17 protein-coding genes are annotated in these 25,217 nt (G+C 50.7%); 13 read left to right on the top strand and 4 right to left on the bottom strand.

The genetic code is table 11. The features are described from left to right. Positions 1 to 82 precede the first annotated feature (82 nt). From ABEA66_RS10700 to ABEA66_RS10685, 4 genes are all read left to right on the top strand, one after another. A complete protein-coding gene (locus tag ABEA66_RS10700) occupies positions 83 to 520 on the top strand; it encodes a carboxymuconolactone decarboxylase family protein (RefSeq protein ID WP_079912297.1) in 438 nt (145 codons plus the stop codon). Between the two features lie 330 nt (positions 521 to 850). After that, positions 851 to 1,780, top strand: a complete 930-nt coding sequence (gene cysK / locus ABEA66_RS10695) for a cysteine synthase A (protein ID WP_345587544.1) — start codon at positions 851 to 853, stop codon at positions 1,778 to 1,780. Between the two features lie 378 nt (positions 1,781 to 2,158). Next, complete coding sequence (locus ABEA66_RS10690; RefSeq protein ID WP_345587543.1) at positions 2,159 to 3,160, top strand: ABC transporter substrate-binding protein; 1,002 nt, start codon at positions 2,159 to 2,161, stop codon at positions 3,158 to 3,160. Positions 3,161 to 3,354: 194 nt separating this feature from the next. Further along, entirely contained in the window at positions 3,355 to 5,850 is a 2,496-nt protein-coding gene (locus ABEA66_RS10685; protein WP_345587542.1) for an O-antigen ligase family protein, read from the top strand. Between the two features lie 72 nt (positions 5,851 to 5,922). Here ABEA66_RS10685 and ABEA66_RS10680 read toward each other — a convergent pair whose 3' ends face one another. After that, the gene (locus ABEA66_RS10680; protein ID WP_345587541.1) at positions 5,923 to 6,333 is read right to left on the bottom strand and encodes a VOC family protein; all 411 of its coding nucleotides are present in this window, start codon (positions 6,331 to 6,333) and stop codon (positions 5,923 to 5,925) included. A gap of 401 nt (positions 6,334 to 6,734) precedes the next feature. On the opposite strand from ABEA66_RS10680, the gene ABEA66_RS10675 reads away from it, so the two are divergent. From ABEA66_RS10675 to ABEA66_RS10645, 7 genes are all read left to right on the top strand, one after another. Next, complete coding sequence (locus tag ABEA66_RS10675; protein ID WP_345587540.1) at positions 6,735 to 8,471, top strand: sensor histidine kinase; 1,737 nt, start codon at positions 6,735 to 6,737, stop codon at positions 8,469 to 8,471. 74 nt (positions 8,472 to 8,545) lie between these two features. After that, positions 8,546 to 9,349, top strand: a complete 804-nt coding sequence (locus ABEA66_RS10670) for a response regulator transcription factor (RefSeq protein ID WP_345587539.1) — start codon at positions 8,546 to 8,548, stop codon at positions 9,347 to 9,349. Positions 9,350 to 9,880: 531 nt separating this feature from the next. Next, a complete protein-coding gene (locus tag ABEA66_RS10665; RefSeq protein ID WP_345587538.1) occupies positions 9,881 to 11,533 on the top strand; it encodes an extracellular solute-binding protein in 1,653 nt (550 codons plus the stop codon). Between the two features lie 61 nt (positions 11,534 to 11,594). Next, a complete protein-coding gene (locus tag ABEA66_RS10660; protein ID WP_079912303.1) occupies positions 11,595 to 12,485 on the top strand; it encodes an ABC transporter permease in 891 nt (296 codons plus the stop codon). Positions 12,486 to 12,507: 22 nt separating this feature from the next. Beyond that, the gene (locus ABEA66_RS10655) at positions 12,508 to 13,392 is read left to right on the top strand and encodes a carbohydrate ABC transporter permease (protein ID WP_345587537.1); all 885 of its coding nucleotides are present in this window, start codon (positions 12,508 to 12,510) and stop codon (positions 13,390 to 13,392) included. A gap of 350 nt (positions 13,393 to 13,742) precedes the next feature. Next, on the top strand, positions 13,743 to 14,534 hold the full coding sequence (locus tag ABEA66_RS10650) for an endonuclease/exonuclease/phosphatase family protein (RefSeq protein ID WP_345587536.1): 792 nt from the start codon (positions 13,743 to 13,745) through the stop codon (positions 14,532 to 14,534). Positions 14,535 to 14,559: 25 nt separating this feature from the next. Continuing rightward, a complete protein-coding gene (locus tag ABEA66_RS10645; RefSeq protein WP_345587535.1) occupies positions 14,560 to 15,870 on the top strand; it encodes a CehA/McbA family metallohydrolase in 1,311 nt (436 codons plus the stop codon). Between the two features lie 64 nt (positions 15,871 to 15,934). On the opposite strand, the gene ABEA66_RS10640 is transcribed toward ABEA66_RS10645, so the two are convergent. After that, positions 15,935 to 17,410, bottom strand: a complete 1,476-nt coding sequence (locus ABEA66_RS10640) for a protein adenylyltransferase SelO (RefSeq protein WP_345587534.1) — start codon at positions 17,408 to 17,410, stop codon at positions 15,935 to 15,937. A 296-nt stretch (positions 17,411 to 17,706) separates the two neighbouring features. Here ABEA66_RS10640 and ABEA66_RS10635 point away from each other — a divergent pair, with 296 nt between their 5' ends. Both ABEA66_RS10635 and thrS read left to right on the top strand, forming a co-directional pair. Next, the gene (locus ABEA66_RS10635; protein ID WP_345587533.1) at positions 17,707 to 18,711 is read left to right on the top strand and encodes a LacI family DNA-binding transcriptional regulator; all 1,005 of its coding nucleotides are present in this window, start codon (positions 17,707 to 17,709) and stop codon (positions 18,709 to 18,711) included. Between the two features lie 545 nt (positions 18,712 to 19,256). Continuing rightward, the gene (thrS, locus tag ABEA66_RS10630) at positions 19,257 to 21,179 is read left to right on the top strand and encodes a threonine--tRNA ligase (protein ID WP_345587532.1); all 1,923 of its coding nucleotides are present in this window, start codon (positions 19,257 to 19,259) and stop codon (positions 21,177 to 21,179) included. A 69-nt stretch (positions 21,180 to 21,248) separates the two neighbouring features. On the opposite strand, the gene ABEA66_RS10625 is transcribed toward thrS, so the two are convergent. Next, the gene (locus tag ABEA66_RS10625) at positions 21,249 to 22,901 is read right to left on the bottom strand and encodes a sulfatase family protein (RefSeq protein ID WP_345587530.1); all 1,653 of its coding nucleotides are present in this window, start codon (positions 22,899 to 22,901) and stop codon (positions 21,249 to 21,251) included. A 29-nt stretch (positions 22,902 to 22,930) separates the two neighbouring features. Beyond that, the gene (locus ABEA66_RS10620; protein WP_345587529.1) at positions 22,931 to 25,147 is read right to left on the bottom strand and encodes a glycoside hydrolase family 3 C-terminal domain-containing protein; all 2,217 of its coding nucleotides are present in this window, start codon (positions 25,145 to 25,147) and stop codon (positions 22,931 to 22,933) included. Between the last annotated feature and the right edge of the window lie 70 nt (positions 25,148 to 25,217).

Below are 25,217 nucleotides of genomic sequence, written 5' to 3'. Positions count from 1 at the left end.
TGTCACAAAATAGCTTCCCGATTGTCTTAATAATTGTAAAGACAAAATACCCCCTATCGACAAGGGACGAGGAGGCAATTTTATGAAAACAAGAATGGTCATGAATCAAGTGATTCCGGAAGGATACCAAGCGATGCTGGGGCTCGAATCTTATGTATCAGGCACAAGCATTGACAAGAAATTGAGAGAGCTGATCAAAATCCGTGCTTCCCAGATCAACTCCTGCGCGTTTTGCATCGATATGCACACCAAGGAAGCGCGCAAGCTCGGGGAGACGGAGCAGCGGATTTACGCATTGAACGCCTGGAGGGAAACTCCCTTCTTCACGGATGCGGAGAGAGCAGTGCTAGCTTTGACGGAATCCATCACCCTGCTGGCGGAGACTCATGTTCCAGACGATGTGTATGAGGAAGTAGAAAGCTACTTCAATCAGAAGCAGATTGCTGAGATTATTATGCAGATCGTTACGATCAATGCATGGAACCGGATCGGCGTATCGACCCGATTAATGCCGCAATAAGCGGGCAAAGCAGTTTGAACAGCCCTGTTATGGCTTCTGCAGCCATAGCGGGGCTTTTTATATTCAAACGGAAAGGGGAGAGTCTTCGAATGATGTTACATAAGACGGCAGGTGTTTTTGCGGTAACGGTAAAAAGATGAGACGGATGTAGAAAGATAGATGCCTGTCAGGCATGTAGATACCGTATGAGCCCGGAAATTTCGGGTGATTTGTACGCATTTTCACTCGGCTTGGCGCACAGCTGATTTTACTTTCTATTTTTTTGGTGTTAAGATTTGAATACCATACATTAGGGAATCATATAATAGCAGTTTCACAGGAGGGGTTTCCATGCCTAATATAGCCAACAACTTGACCGATCTGATCGGAAATACACCTATGCTGCGGCTTGCCAAATTCGGCCAAACGCACCAACTGAAAGCGTCATTGATTGCCAAGCTGGAATATTTTAATCCGGCGGGCAGCGTTAAGGACCGTATCGGATTTGCCATGATCAAAGACGCGGAGGAGCGGGGCTTGCTGCAAAAGGATTCCGTCATCATCGAGCCTACCAGTGGGAATACGGGCATCGGTCTTGCTTTTGCAGCCGTTGCTTTAGGATATAAGCTCATTATTACGTTACCCGAATCGTTCAGTATCGAGCGGAGAAAAATTTTGCAGGCGCTGGGAGCGGAGCTTGTCCTGACTCCGGCTTCGGAAGGCATGCCGGGCGCAATGAGAAAGGCGGAGGAGCTGGCAGCAGAAATCCCGCATTCGTTCATTCCGCAGCAGTTCGATAACCCAGCGAACCCGCAAATTCATAGAGTGACGACAGCGGAAGAAATATGGCGCGATACGGAAGGCGGCGTAGATATTTTTGTCAGCGGCGTCGGGACAGGCGGAACGGTGACCGGTGTAGGTGAAGTGCTGAAGCAGAAGAAGCCGTCCGTGCAAATTGTCGCGGTTGAGCCTTTCGATTCTCCGGTATTGTCCGGGGGCAAGCGGGGACCGCACCAGATCCAAGGGCTGGGAGCCGGCTTCGTCCCGAGTGTGTTCAATCGGAATGTCGTTGACGAGATCTATAAAGTCAAAAACGACGATGCGTTCCAAACGACCCGGCAGCTTGCCAAAACAGAGGGCTTGCTGGTAGGCATCTCTTCGGGTGCCGCGGCGTACGCAGCTGTACAGCTAGCGAAGCGTCCCGAGAATAAGGGCAAGAACATCGTTGTCATCATGCCGGATAACGGTGAAAGATATTTATCCACTCCTTTGTTTGATTGAAGAGGCCATAAACACTCCGAATAGAGTCTGGTTGTTGAGAAATCCTGTTTTGTAGAAAAATGTAAAAGGTGTTAGGTGGGGTATTCCCTGTAGGAGCGATAGCGTTCGCCTTTGTTCTCGGGAGATCCCCGCTAATAAGCGAATATAATCAAAATTTCCCGAGAACAACAGCGACCGGATGGGGATATCCCACCGGGGTACCGACGCAATTTTTCAGATTTTCAGGTTTCTCAACAGACTCACTCCACAAGGAGTGTTTTTTTGCGGCCGAAATCATTCAAACAAAAAGACATTGACAACTCCGCCCAGTTCCAGTAGTATTATCGATGTGAATGAGAATCATTATCATATGAACGAGCCTGGGGGGTCTAGACAGAAATGTTTTACAAGAATCAATCCTTTCGAATGAGATCGGCGGCACTGGTCGCTGTCATTTTAATGCTGTCTGTATTTTTGGCTGCTTGCGGCGGAAAACAAGAGGCGCAGCCTAATGCTGGGGATAACAAAGCAGGTGCAGCGACGACTGCGGATGCTCCTCGCAAAATCACGCATGCCATGGGCGAGACAGAGGTTCCTGCGCACCCGCAAAAGGTGATCATTTTGACCAACGAAGGAACGGAGGCCTTGCTTGCACTGGGTGTTAAGCCTGTCGGCGCGGTAGAATCGTATACAGGCAAGCCTTGGTTCGATCATATAAAAGCGGATATGGCCGGTGTTACGACCGTAGGTACCGAATCCCAGCCTAACCTGGAAATTATCGCTTCCTTGAAGCCTGACTTGATTATCGGTAACAAAATGCGTCATGAGAAAATCTATGATCAGCTGAAAGCTATCGCTCCAACCGTCTATTCCGAGACGTTGCGCGGCGAATGGAAAAGCAACTTCTCCTTATATGCGGATACTTTGAACAAGAAGAAAGAAGGAGAGCAGGTCATTGCCGCTTTCGACAAGCGCATTGAGGACTTCAAGAGCAAAGCGGGCGACAAGCTGAAAGAGAAGGTAGCCGTGGTGCGTTTCATGGGCGGCAAGACAAGATTCTACTATGGCAACATGTTCTCCGGCGTCATTTTCCAGCAAATCGGAATTCCGCGTTCCGACCCTAAGAGCGACGAGAAATCGTTCGAGGACATTACGAAGGAGCGTCTGCCTGAGCTGGATGCTGCTGACCGCGTCTTCTACTTCACGTATGAAACCGGCGATGGCAAAGGAACTCAGCAGGAGAAGGAATGGATGAATGATCCATTGTGGAAAAACCTGAAGGTCGTTAAAAACAACAAATTAATTAAAGTCGACGATACGACCTGGAATACAGCCGGTGGCGTGAAGGCCGCTAACCTCATGCTGGATGACCTGTACAAAATCTACGACGTAAAGCCATAAGATATTAAACATGAAAGCCGAAAGCCCCGTAAAGGAGAGCTTTCGGCTTATTTTATTTATAAGCAATGTGATGATTCCGGATGGCAACAAAAATTGACAATATTTTTCATGATTTTAGGAACTTTTACCATAAAATTACCGTCTATGTAATAGAGAACCAAGGAGTTGAGCGAAACCGATGGAGGGTCATTTACATGCAAACGCAAACGAAGTACCGCAGTAGAGGAGCGGGCTTGAAGTCCGCAAGGGGGGAAGAAAGAAGCACGGTGATGTACGGGCTGTTTTTTAGTTTTTTAACGGCCTATTTGCTGTTCGTTCCCTACTTAACGGGATTGTTCTTATCCGCAAGAATCGAGGGAGACCCGAAATCGAATATCGCCTATGAAGTGCCGATCCAGGGCACCTTACTGCTGGCGTCCTTTATTTTATTACTCATCGCCATCTATGCGGTCAAATATCGGGTACAGTGGAGGGACCACAGTCTATCGCTTGCGCTGGCATGGCTGATGCCGATCAGTGCCGTTTTGTCGTACATACAAGCCGTGTCGGTCCATTATGCATTTTTGCTGATTCAGGTTCAAGTATTTTATGCCATGATGTTCTTGCTAGGCCTGGTCATCACGCTGCATGCTTCAGGCCGCAGATGGCTGCCGCAGATCCTTGTCGCAAGTACTTATATCGTAACGATATACGGACTTCTTAATTTATTCGGGAACGCGCATTATCAAGCGGCTGTCGTGGTAGAAGCCTATGGCTTGCGGTTAAATAACATCTTCCAATACCCGAATGCCAATGCCGGCTTTTTGCTGGTTGTGATCGCTTGTGCTGCTTATGGCGCAGTCACGTCGAGAAGCAAGGCCATGTCTTTGCTTCACGCATGGATGCTGGTTCCCGCGCTGCTATCGCTCTTATTGACTTTATCGCGCGGAGCTTTGTTAATGCTGCCTGTTATCGTGCTTCTCCTTCTGTTCCTGTTAACCATGTCCAGACAATGGATGATGCTGCTTCACCTGCTGCTGGCCGGGTTAGGGACGCTGGCGATACTGACTCCCATGACGGAAACCGCCTTGTTAGTACAGAACAACCATACGGCTGCTTCAATAGGGCAGGGCTGGGGGCTGCTGCTCGCCGTTTCTTTCGGGGCGGCGCTGATCGGCTGGGCACTCCAGCATTTCGTGCTGCTGCGTGGACGAAAAGAAGAGAAGCAGGGACAAGACAGCCGGCCGGTGAAGCCGTGGACGCGGCGCTGGGTACTGCCATCCGGTCTTGTGCTAATCGGTCTGGTTGCCGTAGGGATCGTGATCATGGACAGCCCGCTGTTAACCTTGCTGCCGCAAACCTTGGAGCAGAGGGTACGAAGCATTAATTTGGAGCAGCACAGCGTGCTGGAACGCGGTGTGTTTTATCTGGACTCCTTGAAAATCATCAAAGATTATCCTGTGATCGGAGCGGGAGGGGGAGCATGGTCGTCCTTATATCCGACGTATCAAAGCTACCCTTACACAAGCCGGCAGGCGCACAACTTTATTTTGCAGCTATGGATCGAGCAGGGAACTGTCGGTCTTCTGTCGTTTATGACTCTGCTCGGCTATGCGGGCTTCCGGTATATCCGTTCTCTGGTTCGGTCCAAAAGCAGCTTTGAACCGCATGTGATGTATCTCATCGTTGCTGGCGCATTGCTGATGCACAGCCTGATGGATTTTGATTTAAGCTTTGTGTATTTGTCCTCGCTGGTTTACCTGTGCTTGGGCGGAATGGCGGCGGTCGGCGGAGAGCGTACGGCGCAGCCCGCTGTCGCGGAGACAAGCCGGTATACAACGTGGAGCCTGACGAAGACGAAGCCTGCCTTCCTGTATGGAGGCTTGCTTTTAGCCGCGGCTATTTTTCTGATGATAACCGGGGCATTGTATGTATCCGGCGGGAGAACGATGCAGCATGCGATGAAGGCGATGTACGGGCAGCAGGAGGTCGATCTGCATCAAACCACCGACTTAATGAAGGAAGCCTTGAATAAGCAGCCGGACAATCCCGGCTATATGCTGCTGTTAATCAATCTTTGGCGTTCTGGCTATAACCAGACGAAGGATGAACGCTTCGATCAGGAAGCGCTGAAGCTGGAGGAACGGCTGCAGAAGGTAGAGCCTTGGTCGAGGGAGCTTGTGGAAGAAAGATGGATGAGAGCGATAAGAAAGAGGGACTATGAGTCTGCACTAACCTTAACGTTGGACGCATTAAACAAGTTTCCATGGGATCAGACGCTTTATGAGCGGGCGCTATCTGTCCGCTTTCAGGTAAGCGAGCAGGCACAACTGGCTCAAGACACCAAAACAGCTGCTATGCATCGCGGCGAAGGCATTCAATTATTCCGTCAATTTGTTGAGAAGAGAAAGCAGCTAGAGGCAGTGCCCAAAACGATCAATGTGGGGGCTCCGTTCTCCGTTACGCCGGAAATGGCCATTGCGGTAGGTCAAATGATGTATATAGAAAAACAATATGATGAAGCGGCCTCCGTCCTGAAGCAGGGAATCAACGGGCAGATGCAGCAGCAAATTCAGCAAATTATTGCCCGCTGGTATTTGGCGGCTCTAGCCAAAACCGGAAAAGAGGACAAGGAGCTTTACGAGAAGCTGATTCAGGTAAATCCGGAGGAGAAGATGTTTATTGAGCAGCTTCAGCAAGCCTCCTATTAAGCGACTTGACGCCAAACAGGACCGTCACATCCATCGTGACGGTCTTTTTGGACATGGTGAAGGGCTGGAACCTCATCTTTTGGTGAAAATTTGGAAAGTAACGCCGAACTTATCCGTTACCATACCGTAAGCGGGGCTGAAATGAACTTCTTGCAGAGGGAAAATCACTTGACCTTCCTCAAGCAGAGCATCAAATAGTTGCTTCGCTTCCTCCTTGCTGTTGGTAGTAACGCAGATGTTGACGGTATTTCCCGCTTGATGGGCTTGACCGGGTGATGTATCGGCTACGAACAAATCGGCTTCCCCGATTTTTAACACGGAATGGGCCAGACGGTCCTTCGCTTCTGCGGGTAAAGATGAATCCGGCGCCTCCCCGAAGGTTTGCGTAAACAGGATTTTGGCATCCAATACCTGCTCATAGAAGCGGATCGCTTCCTTGGCTTTTCCATCCAGCATAATAAAAGGGGTCATTTGCAAAATCATTTTGGGCAGCTCCTTTAGCTTCTATAGTTCGTCCATCCGGAATATCAACTTCAGCTGGACTTGATTATCAGTATAGACCATAATAGTGACAACTATTGTCATAGTTATTTGGGTGAAAAAAGAATTGTGCCGTGGCCAAATCCAATAATCCGGAAGCAAGAGAAACTAAGCCAATCAGGATCTATAGGAGAAACCGAACTTTTAAGATCGAAGATTAAGCGCTTAATTGAAACTTAACCTGGATTCAACAAAAATCGGTTGTAAGCCGATTTTTTGCTCTATATAATAGGCAATAAAGAAGGGGAAACCGGTTTACATAAATGGATCATCCAGATCGTGCGCGGACAAAGAAATGGATTTGAAAGCGCTTTATTAATGTTTCGTAAAGCGGGGTGTGTTTATTGAACCTATCGATGCTGCGAAGAAATTATTCGAAGCCCTATTCGTTAAAATACCAGCTGATCATTATTCTATTCATAAGCTCGCTTACCCCGCTGATATTGATCGGAAGCATTTCGTATGTTTCGATGTATGCCATTTTGCAGAACAAAGCGGAAGGCGGAGTACAGAGCAATCTGCATCAGGTACGGATTTCACTGGAGGATACGATAGGCCAGCTGAACCATACCTCGCAGCAGCTTGCTTTTGACGGAAGAGTCGGTAAAAATCTGGAAAGCTATTTGTCCGCCGACTTGTACGAGAAGAAAAGATTGAATGACGATATTCGCAGCGAGCTCAGCCTGATCCATTTTACGAATCCGACGCTGGGTTTGATGTTTTATTACTTCGCCAACGACAATCAGAAGCTGTTTGAGAACTTCAACGTCCGGGACGATGACATCCTGAAGCTCCCCGTACTGATACGGTTTGATAAAATTACGTATTACGGTCCGCATCGTTCGTTAAACCCGATTGACGGTAACGAAGTGCTGTCCATTCTGCGCAAGGTGGAGCTTCCCGATCGGGACGATGTGTATGTCTATATAGAAACCAATTTTAAATTGGCGGAGAGCATCATCAAGGATAACGATCAGTTCGGCGGTCATTTGGTCCATCTTATTGTGGACAATAACGGCAAGGTGGTATACAGCGAGAACACCGCCGATTTTCCCGTCGGTTCCAGTGCCGCTGCGGCCAGAAAGAAGCAGGCGCCGTCCGGGGGCTATTATATGTTCGAGGAAACGAGCAATCAGTCCTGGAAGGTGATGGCTGCCGTCCCCGAATGGGTCTACAAGCTTGAGATTAACCGGTGGATCAAGCAGTTCGCCATGTTTGCCGTACTGACCCTTGCCGTGAGCGGCTGTCTCGCCTGGCTCATATGGCGTGCCGTGTACCGCCCGCTGAATGTATTGAATGCAGACATTCGCAGCGTGAAGCATAATTACGAGCATTTTCCCGTGAGGCAATCGCAGATATCGGAGTTTGCCGTCATTTATCGCGAGTTCGCTGATATGAGGAGGCGCATTTTCGAGCTGATTGAAGAGGTCGAGCAAAAGGAAAAGGGCAAGGCGCTGCTTGAGGTAGAAAAGCTGATGACGCAGATTAACCCTCATTTTATACATAATACGCTGGATACGGTTCGCTGGCTGGCCAGGGCCCATGGGCAAAAAGAAATTGACCGCCTTGTATCGATGCTGAATAAAGTACTGTACTACAATCTCGGAAAAGGGGGACCTGCCCGTATCAGGGACGAAATCGAAGCGCTGCGGCATTATGTCGAGCTGCAGGGCATTCGTTATCATTTTCAATTTGAGGTCCATATTCATGCGAACCCGAGGGCATTGGAATTGCCGATCCCGAGATTCATCCTGCAGCCTTTGGTAGAGAATGCTTTGTACCATGGCATGGAGGATCAAGGGGCCATCGAGGTCGTTGTGAAGGAGGATGGGCCGGCGCATGTCCTTATCGAAGTGAAGGATAACGGGGAAGGCATGTCTCAGGAGGAGATCGACCGCCTTATGCTCGACGATAACCCGGAGAGACGATTGGTGGGACTTGGCATAGGGCTTCAGTATGTATACCGTATGGTTAAGTTTCAGTTTGGCCCGGATGCAAGCTTTCATATCGAGAGTACGAAGGGGGAAGGTACAACGGTTCGTCTCCGACTGCCCGTCGCAGAGTCTGAGCATGCAAGCTGACCTTAAAGAGATGTACCCCGCATTGGAATGTGCATCCCTCTTCACGATAACAGGAACCATTGGAGGTGTCAGCGATGATAAAAGTACTGGTGGTAGATGATGACCATTTGGTACGCAAAGGCTTTATTTCCATGATGCCGTGGGACAATTACGGCTTGAAGGTGGTAGGGGAAGCGGGAAATGGACGCAAGGCTTTGGAATTTCTCGAACATCATGAGGTCGATTTGCTGATCACGGATTTGGCCATGCCGGTCATGTCCGGAATTGATCTGATGCGTTCTGTCAAGGAACGGCACCGGCATGTTGCGATGGTGGTGCTTACCTTTCATCAGGATTTTGAATTTATTCAGGAAGCGCTGCGTCTCGGGGCGTTAGATTACATTACGAAGGTGGAGCTTGAGCATGAGCATATGGGAGAAGTGCTGAAGCGGATCGTGGACAAGATGAAGGCGAATGCACCGGAAGCGAATTGGCGAGCCGGGTTAGTGGATTCTTTGCAAGAGCCGGCAGGAGATGAAGGGCCTTATTCCCCTGAAGTAAAGGCTAGCGTCGCTAAGGCAGTTCATATCATCCACGAGGAGCTGCAGGAGGACCTTCATCTGCCGGATATTGCCAGGAGGGTGAACATGAGCCGAAGCTATTTCAGCCGCTGCTTCCGGGATATCGTAGGCAAGACGTTCAACGACTATGTTAGGGAGGTGCGGGTCAATCATGCGAAGGAGCTGCTCAGCCGTACAGAGAGAACTATCAGCTGGGTCGCTACCCAATCGGGGTATCCGAATGAAAAATATTTTGGCAAAGTATTTCGTGATATTGCAGGTGTGCTGCCGAGCGAGTTTCGAAGAATGGAACACGAGGTCTCAAATCGTCTTCCATGAAGTGCAATTTCGTCCACAAAGCCAGACGATCAAAGGATGATTTGTGCCCTACTTCAGGACGCAAACTGACCTGGTCGTCTTTCTTTTTTCTTAAAATGGAGATGAGCAAGTTTTCAAAATCTTCGGGTTTTGAAAAACCCCATCATACGGAAAATGCGAAAGGTGATAGGTGGGGTATCCCTTATAGGAGCGTGAGCGTTCGCCTTTGTTCTCGGGAAATACCCTCTATAAAGTGAATATAATCAATGTTTCCCGAGAACAACAGCGACCGGAGGGGGATACCCCACTGGGGCACCGAAGCGAATTTTCAGATTTTCGGGTTTTTCAACAGACTCAAGTTTTCTACCGAAAACTTTGAGGACGATGCTTACGAAGTAAGTTTTCTACCGAAAACTCAAGGATGATGCTTACGAAGTAAGTTTTCTAACGAAAACTTTTAGGACGATGCTTACGAAGACAGTTTTCTACCGAAAACACAAGGATGATGCTTACGAAGTAAGTTTTCTATCGAAAACTTTTAGGAGGGGAAGTATGAAAAAGAAAAAAGCATGGCTGATGTTAGCGGCAATCACCGTCTTGATGACGGCCTGTTCCAGCAACACTCCCGAAAGCGGCAAGACGGCGGACACTCCAAGCCCGTCAGGACAGCCTAACGCCAAAATCGACCCTTTCAAAATGCCGAGTCCCATCGAGGTAACGACCTTCAAGAGCGTCAGTGCGGGAGCCAAGCTGCCTGCGGGTGATACGGTGGAAAGCAATCAGTATATGAAATATATCGCCGATAAAACGAATATCAATTTTAAAATCTTGTGGTACGCCTCCGGTCAGGATTACGACCAGAAGATGAAGCTGGCTGTAGCGAGCAATGATTTGCCGGATATGATGCTCGTCAACGAGCAGATGTTTCTGGCATTGGCCGATGCAGGCCAGATAGAGGATCTGAGCAAGGTTTACGAGCAGTATGCTTCTCCCTTAACGAAAGAGCTGTATGCGTCCACCAACAATAAAGCGTTGGAGAAAGCGACCTATAAGGGCAAGCTCATGGGCATACCGAACATTAGCGTTCAGGCGGATGCGGCCAGTATGGTGTGGCTTCGCAAGGACTGGATGGACAAATTGGGGCTGCAGCCGCCCAAAACGATCGACGATGTGATCTCCATTGCCAAAGCCTTCGTAGAAAAGGATCCCGATGGCAACGGCAAAGCGGATACTATAGGCCTGGCGGGCTCCGAAGGCTCGCTCAGCGTGCCGGGAAAAGCCCAGCGCATCGACTTTAAAGGCTTCTTCCAGGCGTACAATGCCTATCCCGGCAACTGGATTAAAGACAGCAAGGGCAATATTGTGTATGCTTCCATTCTGCCCGAGACGAAGCAGGCGCTCGGCAAGCTGCGGGAGATGTACTCGGCCGGCTTGATCGATAAGGAGTTTGCACTGCGCAAGGATCCGAACCAGGTCGTTGTTGGCGGCAAAGCAGGCATTTTCTTCGGCCCATGGTGGTCGGGAGGCTTGATCGCCGATGCGATCAAAAATGATCCGAAGGTAGATTTCGCCCCTTATCTGATTCCCGATGCCAAAGGGGTCGTTAACACCCTGATGATTCCGGTCAGCAACACGTTCCTTGTCGTCAAGAAAGGGATGAAGCATCCCGAAGCGGCGATGATTTATGCGAATACCTTCATTGCAGCTCAACGCAAGGTCGATCCGGATGCATTGAAGCTGGACTTCTCCGTCAGTGCCGAGTACTGGCCGGTAGGGAACGCAACCTATGATTACAGCGACGCTGTGGAGCGTAAGGCGGATGTTCTCAAAAAAGCGCTGAGCGGCCAAACGAAGCCTGAAGAGCTTAGCCCAGAGATGAAGGAGCTGTACGACAAGGCGATGCGGGATCAGAAAAATCCGAAGGCCGATCTGAAGGATTGGTCCGGATATTACGGATACACGGTGCCTGCCGATTTGCTCAGAACGAATATGAACAAAATTTACAGCGAGTATACCGCCGTTACGAAGACGATGGAACGAAAATGGGCAAACCTGCAAAAGCTCGAAAAGGAGACGTTCTTCAAAATTGTCATGGGCGAGCAGCCGCTCGATGCGTTCGATCAATTCGTCACCGATTGGAAGTCGCAAGGCGGAGATGAGATCACCAAAGAAGTGATCGACGAAATTAATAAGGCGAAAAAATAAACATAAGGAGCACCTCCCGTGAAAGGCGGTGCTTTCTTCATCTAACCTTGGTGGTGGGCCTATGAACATTAAATCGTACCACAAGCATTATCACCTGATGCTGCTTCCAGGCATATTGTTTTTGATTATGTTTCATATCGTGCCGATGTTCGGCATCGTCATTGCTTTTCAGAACTTCAAGATCGGGCTCGGCATTTGGGATTCCCCTTGGATCGGCTTGGAAAATTTCACTTACATGTTCCAAATCAAGGACAGCGGGCTGATCTTTTATAACACCGTTTTCATTGCCGTCTGTAAAATTATCGCTCATCTGGTGGTCCCGCTTATTTTTGCAATCCTGCTTAACGAAGTCCGCTTCATGGTATTCAAGCGCTGGGTGCAGACGATCGTCTATTTGCCGCATTTTTTGTCCTGGGTCATCTTGGCTGGGGTTGTCATCGATATGCTGTCGCTTGACGGCATCTTTAATCAAATCGTCAAGGCGATGGGACACGAGCCGATCTTGTTTCTGGCCAGCAACAAATGGTTTCCGGCCATTGTCATCAGCAGTGATATTTGGAAAGAGTTCGGCTTTGCCGCCATTATTTATTTGGCCGCACTTGCGGGGATCAACCCCTCGCTGTACGAGGCGGCCGAGATGGACGGCGCGAGCCGCTTGCAGCAGCTGTATTACATTACGATGCCGAGCCTGGTTCCTACCGTTGTGCTGCTCGCAACACTCAGTATCGGAAACGTGCTGAACGCCGGCTTCGATCAAATATTTAACCTGTATAATCCGCTGGTCTATGAATCCGGGGATATCATCGACACCTATGTATACCGGGTCGGGCTCGTTCAATCGCAGTACGGGTTCGCTACCGCGGTCAGTTTGTTGAAATCCATTATCGGCTTCGTTCTGATTATCATTTCTTACCGGATAGCTTATAAATATGCAAACTACCGTATTTTCTAGATAAAGCAGGTGATGACAACTCATGGTACGGAATAAAACCGTCTCAGCCCGGCTGGCTGAGGCAGCCTTGCTGCTCATAATGCTCTTGATCTCGATCGTATCGCTTGCACCGGTTTTGCATACGTTCTCCGTATCGTTCAGCGATAATGCGGCAGCATCGGGAGGCTTCGTCAAATTTTGGCCGGTGGGCTTTAACATGGAATCGTACAAACGGATTATGGAGGAGCCGCATTTTCTTAATTCATTTTTCGTATCGGTTAAAAGGGTGCTCCTGGGAGGAGCCATTAACTTCCTGTTAACGGTTCTGATGGCTTATCCGCTGTCAAGAAGCACCAGGGAGTTTCCTCAACGGAACCTGTATATGTGGTTCATGCTGTTCACCATGCTGTTCAGCGGCGGCATCATTCCGCTTTACTTGACGGTTAAGGCGCTGGGTCTTTTTAACACGATATGGGCTCTCGTGCTGCCGGGAGCGGTTCCGGTGTTTAACGTGATCCTGCTTATGAATTTTTTTCGCAGTATGCCTAAAGAGCTGAGCGAGGCAGGATACATGGATGGAGCGGGACCATGGTACATGATGGTTATGGTGTTCGTACCTCTTTCTCTGCCGTCACTCGCCACTGTTACGCTGTTCAGTATCGTAGGTCACTGGAACTCCTTCTTTGACGGGCTGATCTTCATGCGCAGTGCGGAAAATTACCCGCTGCAAACCTATATTCAGCAGCTTGTCGTGAACCTGAACATCGTGGAGCTGGATTCGTCGCAAGCCGAATTGCTGATGAAGGTATCGGATAAAACGCTCAATGCTGCCAAAATCGTCGTCTCTATGGTGCCGATTCTGCTCGTTTATCCGTTTTTACAAAAGTATTTTATTCATGGGATTATGCTCGGATCGGTGAAGGAGTGAGTTTTGCCGAAGGCAAATTGGGATTCCGATAGGGCTGTTGAGAAACCCAAATAACTCGAAATATGCTATGTTACTTCCGGTGCGGTATACCCCTCCAGCCACTGTTGTTATCAGGAAATATTTAATTTAATGGTTTTACAGAGGGTATTTCCTGATAACAAAGGCGGACGCTAGCGCTCTTCCGAGGTATACCCCACCTCACGTATGGCCTATTTCTCGAAGAAATGGGCTTCTTAACAGCCGAGTAACAAGCATAAGCTTACGAAGCAAGTTTTGCCTACGGCAAAACTCAAAGCACAAGCTTACGAAGCAAGTTTTGACTTCGTCAAAACTCTAAGGAGGATAAAAAAATGAACTACACGATGATGACCTTTAACTTGCGGTGCAACACGCCAAACGACGGAGACAACGCATGGCCGAACCGCATAGAGCGAGCGGCGGAAATCATTAAGAAGCATGATCCCATTGTTGTCGGAACGCAGGAGGGCTATTTTTCCATGCTGACGGAGCTGCAGGAGCAGCTGGAGGAATATACGTGGATTGGCATGGGCCGCTTCGGCGGATTTGAAAATGAGCATAACGCTATTTTTTATAAAAAGGATCAGTTGGAAGTCGTAGATCAGGGACACTTCTGGCTGTCGGAAACGCCTGATGAGGCAGCAACGAAAAGCTGGGGCAGCTATTTCCCGAGAATGTGTACTTGGGCTGCTTTTCGCGCTGGAAACAGCGGCAAATCATTTACGGTATTTAACACGCACCTGGATCACTACAGCCAAGAGGCCCGGGATAACGGGGTAAAAGTCATATGGGACTATGTATCACGACATAGGAATCAAGACATTCCTGTTATCGTAATGGGGGATATGAACAGTGCGCCTACGGACCAGCCGATCCGTTACTTAAGGGGACAAACGGGTGAAGAAGGGCCGCAAGGCTGGCTTACCGACGCTTACTCGGTTTATGAAGGGGACGTAGGTCGGACAGCTCACAGCTTTCAAGGCGGCGGGGACGGGGAGCCGATCGATTATATTTTTGCTTCGCCCGGCGTGAAAATATTGGAAACGAAAGTGGATCGAAGACAGATTCGAGGGGCCTACCCCTCCGATCATTATCCTGTCATCGCATTAATTGAGATAGAGTAATTAAAACGGATGGGAGAATAGAGATATGGAGAGTGCGTCGAGACCATCGGTAACAAAGATATTCCAACGGAGCATCACTCCAGGCGAGCAGGGGATGTATATTGAAATTCCCTTTGATGTGCCTGAGCATGCGGAGGAACTATCGGTTGCGTACTCGGTAGATTCATTCGGTGAAACAAGAGCCGTCATTGATCTGGGCGTGAGGGATACGGAACGGGTGCGGGGATGGAGCGGTGGAGCCCGGAGAGAATTCCGGATCGGCCTGGAGAAAGCGACACCCGGCTATATGCCCGGCAAGCTATCGCCAGGCTCTTGGGCGGTATTGCATAATGCTTACCGGGTGCCTGAGGAGGGCTGTCAGGTCACGGTTACTGTGGAAGTCCTTTTATCGGCGCCTCGCTGGCTCAAAGGCGATTTGCATACGCACAGCGTACATAGCGACGGCTCCTATTCTCTAGAGGAAAATGCCGCAATCATGGAGCGGCTCGGCTGTGACTTCATCGCAATGACGGATCATAATACGGTAAGCCAAAATCAGGCTTATCCCCGCCATACATCGGTGGTGATGATTCCCGGAATGGAATTTACAACCAATCATGGGCACAGCAATTTTCTGGGCATCACTGATCCTCTGGACGACTTTCGCGTAAGGGACCGAGCGGATGTCGACGATCGGATTCGGATGGCGCGGGAGCGGGGAGCACGGATAGTGCTGAATCATCCTCATTGCGAATTTTGTCCGTGGGAATGGGGGTTCCACATCGATTTTGATTGGTTCGAGGTATGGAACGGTCCCTGGACTGATCGTAACGCCCGGGCGCTGCAGTGGTGGCAGAAGCAGTTGGCAGACGGCCGGCGTATAACTGCTGTTGGAGGCAGCGACGTACATCGGCCCGATAAGTATGTCAAGCATGCGATGCCCTGCACTTGGGTCTATGCAGAGACGAAAACAGGGGAAGGGATTCTGAAAGGCATTGACCGCGGGCATGTTTGTATATCGTATGCGCCGGAAGGCCCGTTCATAGAGCTGCGATTCGGAAGCTGCCGAACCGGAGATTCGGTTCCACAGGAAGAACGGGAGCTGCACGATTCCGTAACAATGACGGGTACAGGGCTGCTGCCGGGGGATCAGGTCAGGTGGTTCACGGAGAAAGGGCTTGTGAAGGAAGAGGTACTGGCTTCGGAACCGGGTGACGCCATTAGCTTGAATATACAAGGCTCTGCATGGGAAGGGCTCAGGTTGGTCCGAGCGGAGATTTGGCGGCGGTATGCTGCCGAGGGTGATCCAATGCTCATGGCCGCCCTTTGTAACCCCATATATTTTGAAGTTCTGTAAGTGAAAAAGGCTGTCGGTCGGGTAACTAACCAACCGGCAGCCTTCATGATGTCCAGCTTGCTTATCAAGTCCCGCAGTATGTCCGGTACCGGCAGGCTGATTCCGGGGGCAGCCCCGCATACTCCTCCTGTTCGGGACTATAAGCGTAGGGATTTGAAACAATATCGACTAACCGTTCCATCACACTGTAATCCTCTTGGTTAACTGCAGCCTCCAAGGCTTCTTCCACGCGATGGTTACGAGGAATAACCGCCGGATTGCTGCTCCGCATCAGCTGCAGGGAGGATGCCTTGGGCTCTTGCTGTCTGCCAAGTCTCGCCAACCAACGCTCATGCCACTCCGCAAATCCCGTCGTGCCGAAGAAGACCGTTTCCTCCGGCTTCTCCAAGGTCAATGCGCGGAACGTATTGGTAAAATCCGCATGATGCTTCTGCATCATTTGGAGCAGGTCATCCGCTAAGGCTTCGTCCTGCGGCTCTTCGTTAAAGATACCGAGCTTCGCTCTCATCCCGGAGAGCCAATGGGCCTGAAATTGCTTGACAAAATCAGCCAGAGCCTCCTCTGCCATCTTGACAGCCTGATCCTCATCCGGATGCAGCAGCGGCAGCAAAGACTCGGCAAACCTGACGAGATTCCAGGCGGCAATACTCGGCTGATTCCCATAGGCGTAGCGTCCTTGGACATCGATGGAGCTAAATACGGTCGCCGGATCATAAGCATCCATGAAGGCGCATGGACCGTAATCGATGGTTTCTCCGCTCAGAGCCATATTATCGGTATTCATCACACCATGAATAAAGCCGACCAGCTGCCATTGGGTAATCAGCTTGGCCTGCCGTTTGATAACCTCTTGAAGCAGGACAAGATAACGATGATCCTGTGTATCGGCCTCGGGGAAATGCCTTTGCAATGTGTAGTCGGCCAAAGCTTGGAGATCTTCAACGGAGCCCCAATTGGCGGCGTATTGAAACGTTCCGACGCGCAGGTGGCTGGACGCCACACGGGTCAGAACAGCCCCGGGCAGCCCGGTTTCGCGGATGATGGTTTCTCCGGTGGTCACTACCGCCAGACTGCGGGTTGTAGGGATACCGAGTCCATGCATCGCTTCACTGATAATGTACTCCCTCAGCATCGGCCCCAGTGCGGCCCGGCCATCGCCGCGCCGCGAATAAGGCGTAATCCCGGAGCCCTTTAACTGAATGTCCACCCGCCTTCCCCCGGGAGTGATCTGCTCGCCGAGAAGGAGAGCCCGGCCGTCCCCGAGCATGGTAAAATGCCCGAATTGATGCCCTGCATAGGCCTGAGCGAGAGGTGAAGCTCCCTCCGGAATCCGATTGCCTGCAAACACGTCGACCCCATCCTGACCTTGCAGCGCCTGGATGTTCAGCCCCAAAGAGGAGGCCAAGGCATGATTAAGGACGATCAGCTTAGGCGATCTGACCGGAGTCGGCTTGAGCCTGGTAAACATCAATTCCGGCAGGCACGCATAGCTGTTGTCGAAATGCCATCCTGCTTCTGCTGCAGTAACTGGTTCTGTCATTAAATTGCTCCTTCCTTCTTGCGAGCTATTGGAATAGCCGCTCCATCTAAGCGTACTTCTGCCATTATTATACCCCGTTTCTGTAAAGATCGCCTTTTTTTCCTGCTGCACCATCAATTCCTTGATGTCTCGCCTAGCTTTAGCTTTTTCCATGGGAAAAAGAGGCTGTGGTTCCGGTGCTTCTGCTCTTCGTTTTCGCTTTTGGGGTAAGCGCTAATCCTTTTGAGTTTACAGTCATCGGGTGGATGTCGTATGATTAACAGTAAAAGACAGGAAAAGCTCGAAAGGAGCAGGAAATGAAGCCGACAATTTATGATGTGGCCGAGGCCGCCGGCGTATCCATTGCCACGGTATCCAAGGTGATCAACGGTACGGGCCGCATTAGCGATAAAACGAGAAAGCATGTCACCAACGTCATGGAGGAGTTAAAATACCAGCCGAGCATGGTAGCCTCCGCTTTGACCGGCAAAAGCACCTTCACCGTCGGGTTGACGTTACCGGATTTGGCGAACCCGTTTTTTGCCGAAATCGCTCGTGCGGTAGAGGATCGGGGGCATGAGTACGGATTTAACGTGTTTATATGCAGCACCGATAACGATCCCGACCGGGAGATCAAATATTTTTCGCTGCTCACACAAAAAAGGGTAGACGGCGTTATTGTCGCGACTCGTACGCAAAAGGATTTATTCCTCAAAAAGCTCATCCAGCAAAATGTGCCGATAGCGCTTATTACCGGGGAAATGCCGACATTGGCCGTAGATACGGTGATGGTGGACGATTTCCTGGGGGGCTATCAGGCAGGAACCCACTTGGTCGAGCAGGGGCATCGGAGAATCGCCATCCTGGCTGAGGATGTGAACACGATGAGCAACCGGGAGCGGATTCGCGGCTGCAAGCAGGCGATGACTTCGGCAGGGCTCGAGGTGGACGAGCGTCTTGTGACCTCAGGCGATTTCACGGTTAGCGGAGGGAAGGAAGCGATGCTTCGTCTTCTCGATATGGAAGAACCGCCAACCGCGGTATTCGCGTGCAATGATTTGCTCGCCATCGGTGCCATTCAAGGAGCACGCGAGCGGGGGCTACAGCTGCCGCAGCAGCTGTCTGTCGTCGGCTTCGACAATACGATCTTGGCCACGATAATCGATCCGCCGTTGACAACGGTCGCCCAGCCGATTCAGGAGATCGGAAGACAGGCGATGGATCTGCTTGTTCAGGAAATTAAAGGCGAAAAGTCCATGAAGCAGCGGGTCGTCCTGATGCCGGAGCTGGTCGTTCGCGGTTCTACGGCAGAGCTGAACTAGGAAAATTTGCGTGATTTAAGCGGCAGAACTAGAGATACAGTCTGCATGACGACAGACCAAGCCCGCATCGGATGGGAGTGTTCGGTGCGCTCTGCAAAGCGCCTGAATCGGCCTCCCGGCCAAATCACAACTTTGCAAGGGGATTGAAAACGCCGCTTGACCTTTTGCAATACGATGATTATAATGGGGAACCAATAACATATTTCAGGCAATGACCAAAGACATGATTTCCTTCAAGGACTGTCAGAGAGAGGAGGTTAGGTGAGAGCTCCTTCAGCGACCGGAAGCGGAATTACCCCTTTGCAGCCGTGAAGTCGAACCTGCGGATTGTAGAGCTGCAGAAGTAGACAGCACCGTCTCATCCGCGTTAATGGATGCTTGAGGAACTTGCATGCGGTATGCTTAAAGCAGCTTGCCCGCTGCTTGGCTTATTTGGTGCAGGTTTGAATCAGGGTGGAACCACGAGCTGAACGCACTCGTCCCTTGGGAGAGTGTGTTTTTTTGCGTTCAAATAAATCAAAATTGGGAAGAACGGAGGCGTCACCATGGGTAGTAATGAGATGAAAGTCACTTTGCCGAATGGAGCAGTTAAGGAGGTTGGACGGGGAACCACGATCGAGCAAGTGGCGGAGTCCATTAGCCCGAGCTTGAGAAAGAATGCCGTAGCGGGCAAGCTGAACGGCAAGCTGGTTGACCTGAACCGGCCTATCGAGGAGGATAGTCTGGTCGAAATCGTAACGCTCGATAGTCAGGAAGGCTTGGAGGTATACCGGCACAGCACGGCGCATTTGATGGCGCAGGCGATCAAGCGCATCTACGGACAGAAGGCGGTGAAGCTCGGCATCGGACCGGTCATTGCCGACGGCTTCTACTACGATATCGATATCGAGAAGCCGCTGTCTACAGACGATCTCGCTAAGATTGAGCAAGAAATGGAGAAGATCGTGCAGGAGAATCTTCCCATTGTGCGCAGGGAAGTCAGCCGCGAAGAAGCGATCCAGACGTTCGAAAAGCTGGAGGATCCTCTGAAGCTGGAGCTGATCCGTGATCTGCCGGAGGATGCGGTGATCTCGATGTATGACCAGGGCGAGTTTTTCGATTTGTGCCGTGGGCCTCATTTGCCTTCGACAGGACGGATCAAAGCGTTCAAGCTACTTAATGTAGCCGGAGCCTACTGGCGCGGAGACTCCAAGAACAAAATGCTGCAGCGGATTTACGGAACGGCTTTTCCGAAGCGGGCTGATCTGGAGAAGCATCTGCATCTCCTCGAAGAAGCAAGGAAGCGGGATCACCGGAAGCTGGGTAAAGAGCTGGGCTTGTTCATGTTCTCGGAGGAAGCGCCGGGTATGCCGTTCTATCTGCCTAAGGGAATGGCGATCCGTACACAGCTTGAGAATTATTCCAGAGAGCTTCAGCTGAAGAAGGATTACGACGAAGTTCGTACACCGTTCATGATGAATCAGCGGATGTGGGAACAGTCGGGGCACTGGGATCACTATCATGAGAATATGTACTTTACGGAAGTGGATGATACGAGCTTTGCGCTGAAGCCGATGAACTGCCCGGGGCATATGCTGATTTTCAAAAATAGCCTGCACTCCTACAGGGAACTGCCAATCCGACTCTCCGAATTCGGCCAGGTGCATCGCCACGAATTCTCGGGAGCCTTGAACGGGATGATGCGGGTCCGGACATTTTGCCAGGATGATGCGCACATCTTCGTGCGGCCGGATCAGATCGAAGAGGAGATCGGCCGGGTTATTGCGCTTATTGATCAGATGTACCAAGTGTTCGGCTTCGAATACAAGATCGAACTGTCCACTCGTCCGGAGGATTCGATGGGTTCGGAGGAGCTGTGGCAGCAGGCGGAAGCATCGTTGCAGAACGTGCTGGAGCATCGCGGTATCGAGTACCGCCTGAATGAAGGGGACGGGGCATTCTATGGACCGAAAATCGACTTCCATATTCTCGACGCGCTCGGCCGGAGCTGGCAGTGCGGCACGATTCAGCTGGACTTCCAGATGCCGGAGAAATTCGACCTAAGCTACATCGGCGAGGATAACCAGAAGCATAGACCAGTTGTCATCCATCGTGCGATTTACGGATCGATTGACCGCTTCATCGGGATATTGACGGAGCACTACAGCGGTGCTTTCCCTGTATGGCTCGCTCCGGTACAAGCGAAGCTGCTTCCGGTGTCCGACAACTATATCGACTATGCGCTTCAAGTGAAGAAGCAGCTGGAGGATGCAGGCATCCGCGTGGAAGTCGACATTCGCAGCGAGAAGCTCGGCTATAAAATCCGGGAAGCGCAGCTGGAGAAGGTCCCTTATATGCTGGTGCTGGGCGAGAGCGAGAAGAACTCCGGCCAGGCAGCCGTCCGCAGCCGCGGAGAAGGGGATCAGGGCGTAATGAGCATTGCGCAGTTTGTTGAACAAATCTCGGCAGAGATACGGAACAAACAATAAGCTCTGGCTTACAAAGCAAAAAGACCGCCTCGGGCGGTCTTTCCTCATTCCATCGATTACGAAAGGCAGCTACGCTTCCTTTTCTTCCTTGATAACGTAAGTCGCAACGGCTTCCTCACTGTCTTTATACCCGATTCGCACGGCCTTTGCGCGAATCCGGGTTGCCCCTTCAGTCAGAATAATCGGGCCGGTATACAGCTTCCAGCGCGGCTCTGGTCCCTCATCTGTTGTGTAGGCGAGCGATGCGCCCTGAGTTGCGGAATGCAGCATGACGGCAGTGGGCTCATGGAAGACTCCGTTCGGAGAAGGCTCTACGCCGGACAATCCGTTATTGATCGGGATGTAAATAGGGGCTGCAGCAGCAGGCTGAACCCCTCCCGGCCACATCTGATTGACCATCTGCTCTTCCGGGATTCCGCCCCAGACATCATATTTGTCCTGCCAAACATCCAACGCCGTGCGCATTCTTTCCAAAACGTCCTTGTATTCGGGATGATCCGCTAAGTTGCGAATTTCATACGGATCCTTCTCGCAGTCATATAATTCCTCTGCAGGACGATGGTTCTGCATCAGGATTTGCTGATCTCCCTCAAGCTGTCCGGCTAATTGCAAGCGCCACAGCTCTTGGAACATCGGATGCTGGTGACTGAATGGAATCCATTGCAAATAAGGTTTTTCCGGATAGTAATTTCTTATATATTTGAACTTTTTGTCGCGTACAGCGCGTACCTTGTCATACGCCTCATCATACCGGTCGCGTGTAGCATAGACGTAATCCCGTGCTTGCATGTTCTTACCTAAGAACGGCTGTCCTTCCAGATGATACGGCATTGCCGCTCCCGCAGCGGATAACACCGTCGGACCCAGATCGATCAGGCTCACGAGCTGGTCACTCTTTTGTCCCGGTTCTATTGCGCCTGGCCAACGAACGATAAGCGGCACGCGGATTCCCGCATCATAGGGCCACCGCTTCGCTCGGGGGAGACCTTCACCATGGTCGCTCCACAGGAACACGATGGTATTATCGGCGAGTCCGTCCTCCTCCAGCTGGTTCAGGAGCTTCCCGACAAATTGGTCCGCTTCCTCAATAAGATCATAATATTTGGCCAGCGCCTGACGGGATTTCGGCGTATCCGGCAAATAAGGAGGAATGGTGACTTTATCGGGATCGGTTACGAGCGGCTTCTCTGCCGTCTCATTCGGATAATACGCTTTTCGAACCATATCTCCCCACATGGAGCTTTCATGAGTCAGTATATGATTGAATACGGCGAAGAACGGCTGTCCGGGCTCCCGATGGCGCCAATGGGCCTCCATTCCATCTTCGTCCCAGGCGGTTAAAGGCGAAGCGAATTGGTAGTCGGTTTTAAAATTATTCGTACAATAATATCCTTCCGCCCGTAAATATTCGGTAAATGTCTTGACGTGGGCCGGCGGAACGGCAAAATACGGCGTAGGCAGCTCCGGCGTATTCACATTGGTATGTTCCGTACGCATATGGTGCGTTCCTATCGAGGTTTGGTACATACCCGTGATAACAGCCGACCGGCTTGGCGCGCACACAGCTGCCGTTGCGAAAGCATTGCGATACGTTACGCCTTCTTCAGCCAGCTTATCTATGTTAGGAGTCCGCGCTAACGGATCTCCGTAACAACCGAATCTCGGACTTGTATCCTCCAGCGAAATCCATAGGATGTTAGGTCTGTCTGGTTTCTTGTTCATAGCTCGGTTCCTTTCTTGCGCCTCGAGGGCTATTCAAAAACGCTTCGAATTTGATCCGTCAGCTCCTGCGGATAGCCGAACGAAGGCAGGAAGTTCAGAATGGTACGGATCGGCATGCCCAGATAAAGAGCATACATCGGGTTATCTTCTGTGATCTTCATTTGATCCATCAGGGTTTGAGCCTTATCCTTATAGCGTTCATCACTTAGCCAAGCTTGAAGGGAGTGAAGCGTCGTTAATGGCTCTCGAACCTCCCGGGCATTAATAAATTCAACCGTTTCCGTTAGACGAATATCTCTAGAAGAGGCCCCGACAAGAATTTGGAACTCGCCGGATTCAACCTCAAACCTTGAAAGATGCTCCACGTAATGAGCGAAGGCTCGTTCATTCAGTTCGATTTGCACGGACTTCGTTTCCCCCGGAGCCAGCTCGACCTTGGCAAAGCCTTTCAGCTCCTTGTCGGCTTTTATAACCGAGGATTTCAGATCGCGCACGTACACCTGGACGGTTTCTTTACCCGTACGGCCGCCGGCGTTTTTCACATCAACCGTTACTGTTAACACATCTCCGTTGGTTAAGGTTTGTCTGGAAAGGCACAGGTTGGAATACTCGAACTCGGTATAGGAAAGGCCGAACCCGAACGGGTAGAGTACATCCAGCTTTTTCGTGTCGTAATACCGATAGCCTGCAAAAATGCCTTCCGAGTACTTGACCTGCTGGACATTTCCGGGAAACGAAAGATAGGACGGGTTATGCTCCAAGGCTATTGGAAACGTCTCCGTAAGCTTACCGGAAGGATTGACTTCGCCGAATAAGATGTTCGCAATGGCCGCGCCGCCCGCCTGACCTGGAAGCCAAGCCTGCACGATTGCCTTAGCCATCGGCTCGTACGCTCCGATCTGCGTGGCGGAACCGCTGTTCACAACGACAATGACGTTCGGATTGACCCGGGATACTCGTTTAATGAGCTGAGTATGGCTGTGAGGGATGTTTAGATCCGTTCGGTCATAGCCTTCGCTTTCGATTTTTTCAGTCGTACCGACGAAGAGGATCACCGCATCTTGTCCTGCGGCCAGCTCACAAGCTTCTTTGATGTACTCTTCTGAATCCGAATCACCTTCATACCCTCTGCCGTACACGGTGTTTGCGAACTTGGAGATTTCATGCAGCGGAATGTCCAGCTTCGCAGGATTCATATGGGAGCTGCCGCCGCCCTGAAAACGGGGCTTCACTGCAAATTCTCCGAGCACAGCAACCTTCACTTGCTTGGCAAGCGGCAGGAGGGCATTCTCATTTTTCAGAAGCACAATGCCTTCTTCCGCCACTTGGCGTGCCATTTCATGATGCCGCAGCATATCAATCGATTTTACTTCCCGCTTATGCTCAAGCACCTTTTGGATCACCTTCAAAATTCGGCGTACATGGTCGTCAAGCTGTTCGTCTGTGACCAGGCTTTGCTTGTATGCCTGCAGGACTTCTACGTTTCTTGTTCCCGGACCGGGCATCTCCAGATCAAGGCCGTACTGTACGGACTTTATTTTATCTATCACAGCCCCCCAGTCGGACATGACCAAGCCGTCAAAGCCCCACTCTTGCTTCAAAACTCCATTTAAATATTCGTCGTAATTCGCCATATGGGTTCCATTGACCTTATTGTAGGAGCACATGACGGTCCACGGCTTGGCTTCCTTTACCACCATTTCAAAAGGGAGCATGTACAATTCCCGCAGCGTTCGTTCATCTACCTCCGAGCTGACCACCATTCGATTGGTTTCCTGCTCATTGGCAACAAAATGCTTAATGGATGTTCCGATTCCGCCTTCTTGCACCCCGCGGACAAAAGCGGCTCCCATTTTCCCCGTCAAGTAGGGGTCCTCGGAGAAATATTCGAAGTTGCGTCCGCCGAGCGGAGAACGTTTTCCGTTCAATCCGGGACCCAGCAGAACCCCGACGTCATAGTACTGACATTCCTCCGCCATTACACCGGCCATCTCCCGGATCAGCTGTTCATTCCATGTCGCCGCCATAGCCGCCTCGATGGGAAAAGCAGTGGCAGATTTCGTATGAGAAAGCATCTCGCCAGGCTCCGTACCCGTTGATAGTCTGACTCCATGCGGACCATCGGTAAGGACAATGGATGGAATGCTCAGACGCTCTATCGCTTCCGTGCTCCAAAATGTCGCCCCGGCTAACAAACGGATTTTCTCCTCGACGGTCATTTGGCCGATAAGTTCTTCAATATTCATAGGTTTACCTCCTTGGGACTTACACTCGGTACAGTTCTTACAATCCAATGTACTCCCTATTCGTAATTAT

This window comes from Paenibacillus vulneris (assembly GCF_039543185.1).
Classification (GTDB): Bacteria; Bacillota; Bacilli; order Paenibacillales; family NBRC-103111; genus Paenibacillus_S; species Paenibacillus_S vulneris.
Note: the sequence above shows the minus strand (reverse complement) of the source record. Positions and strands in the feature narration are given on the sequence as shown.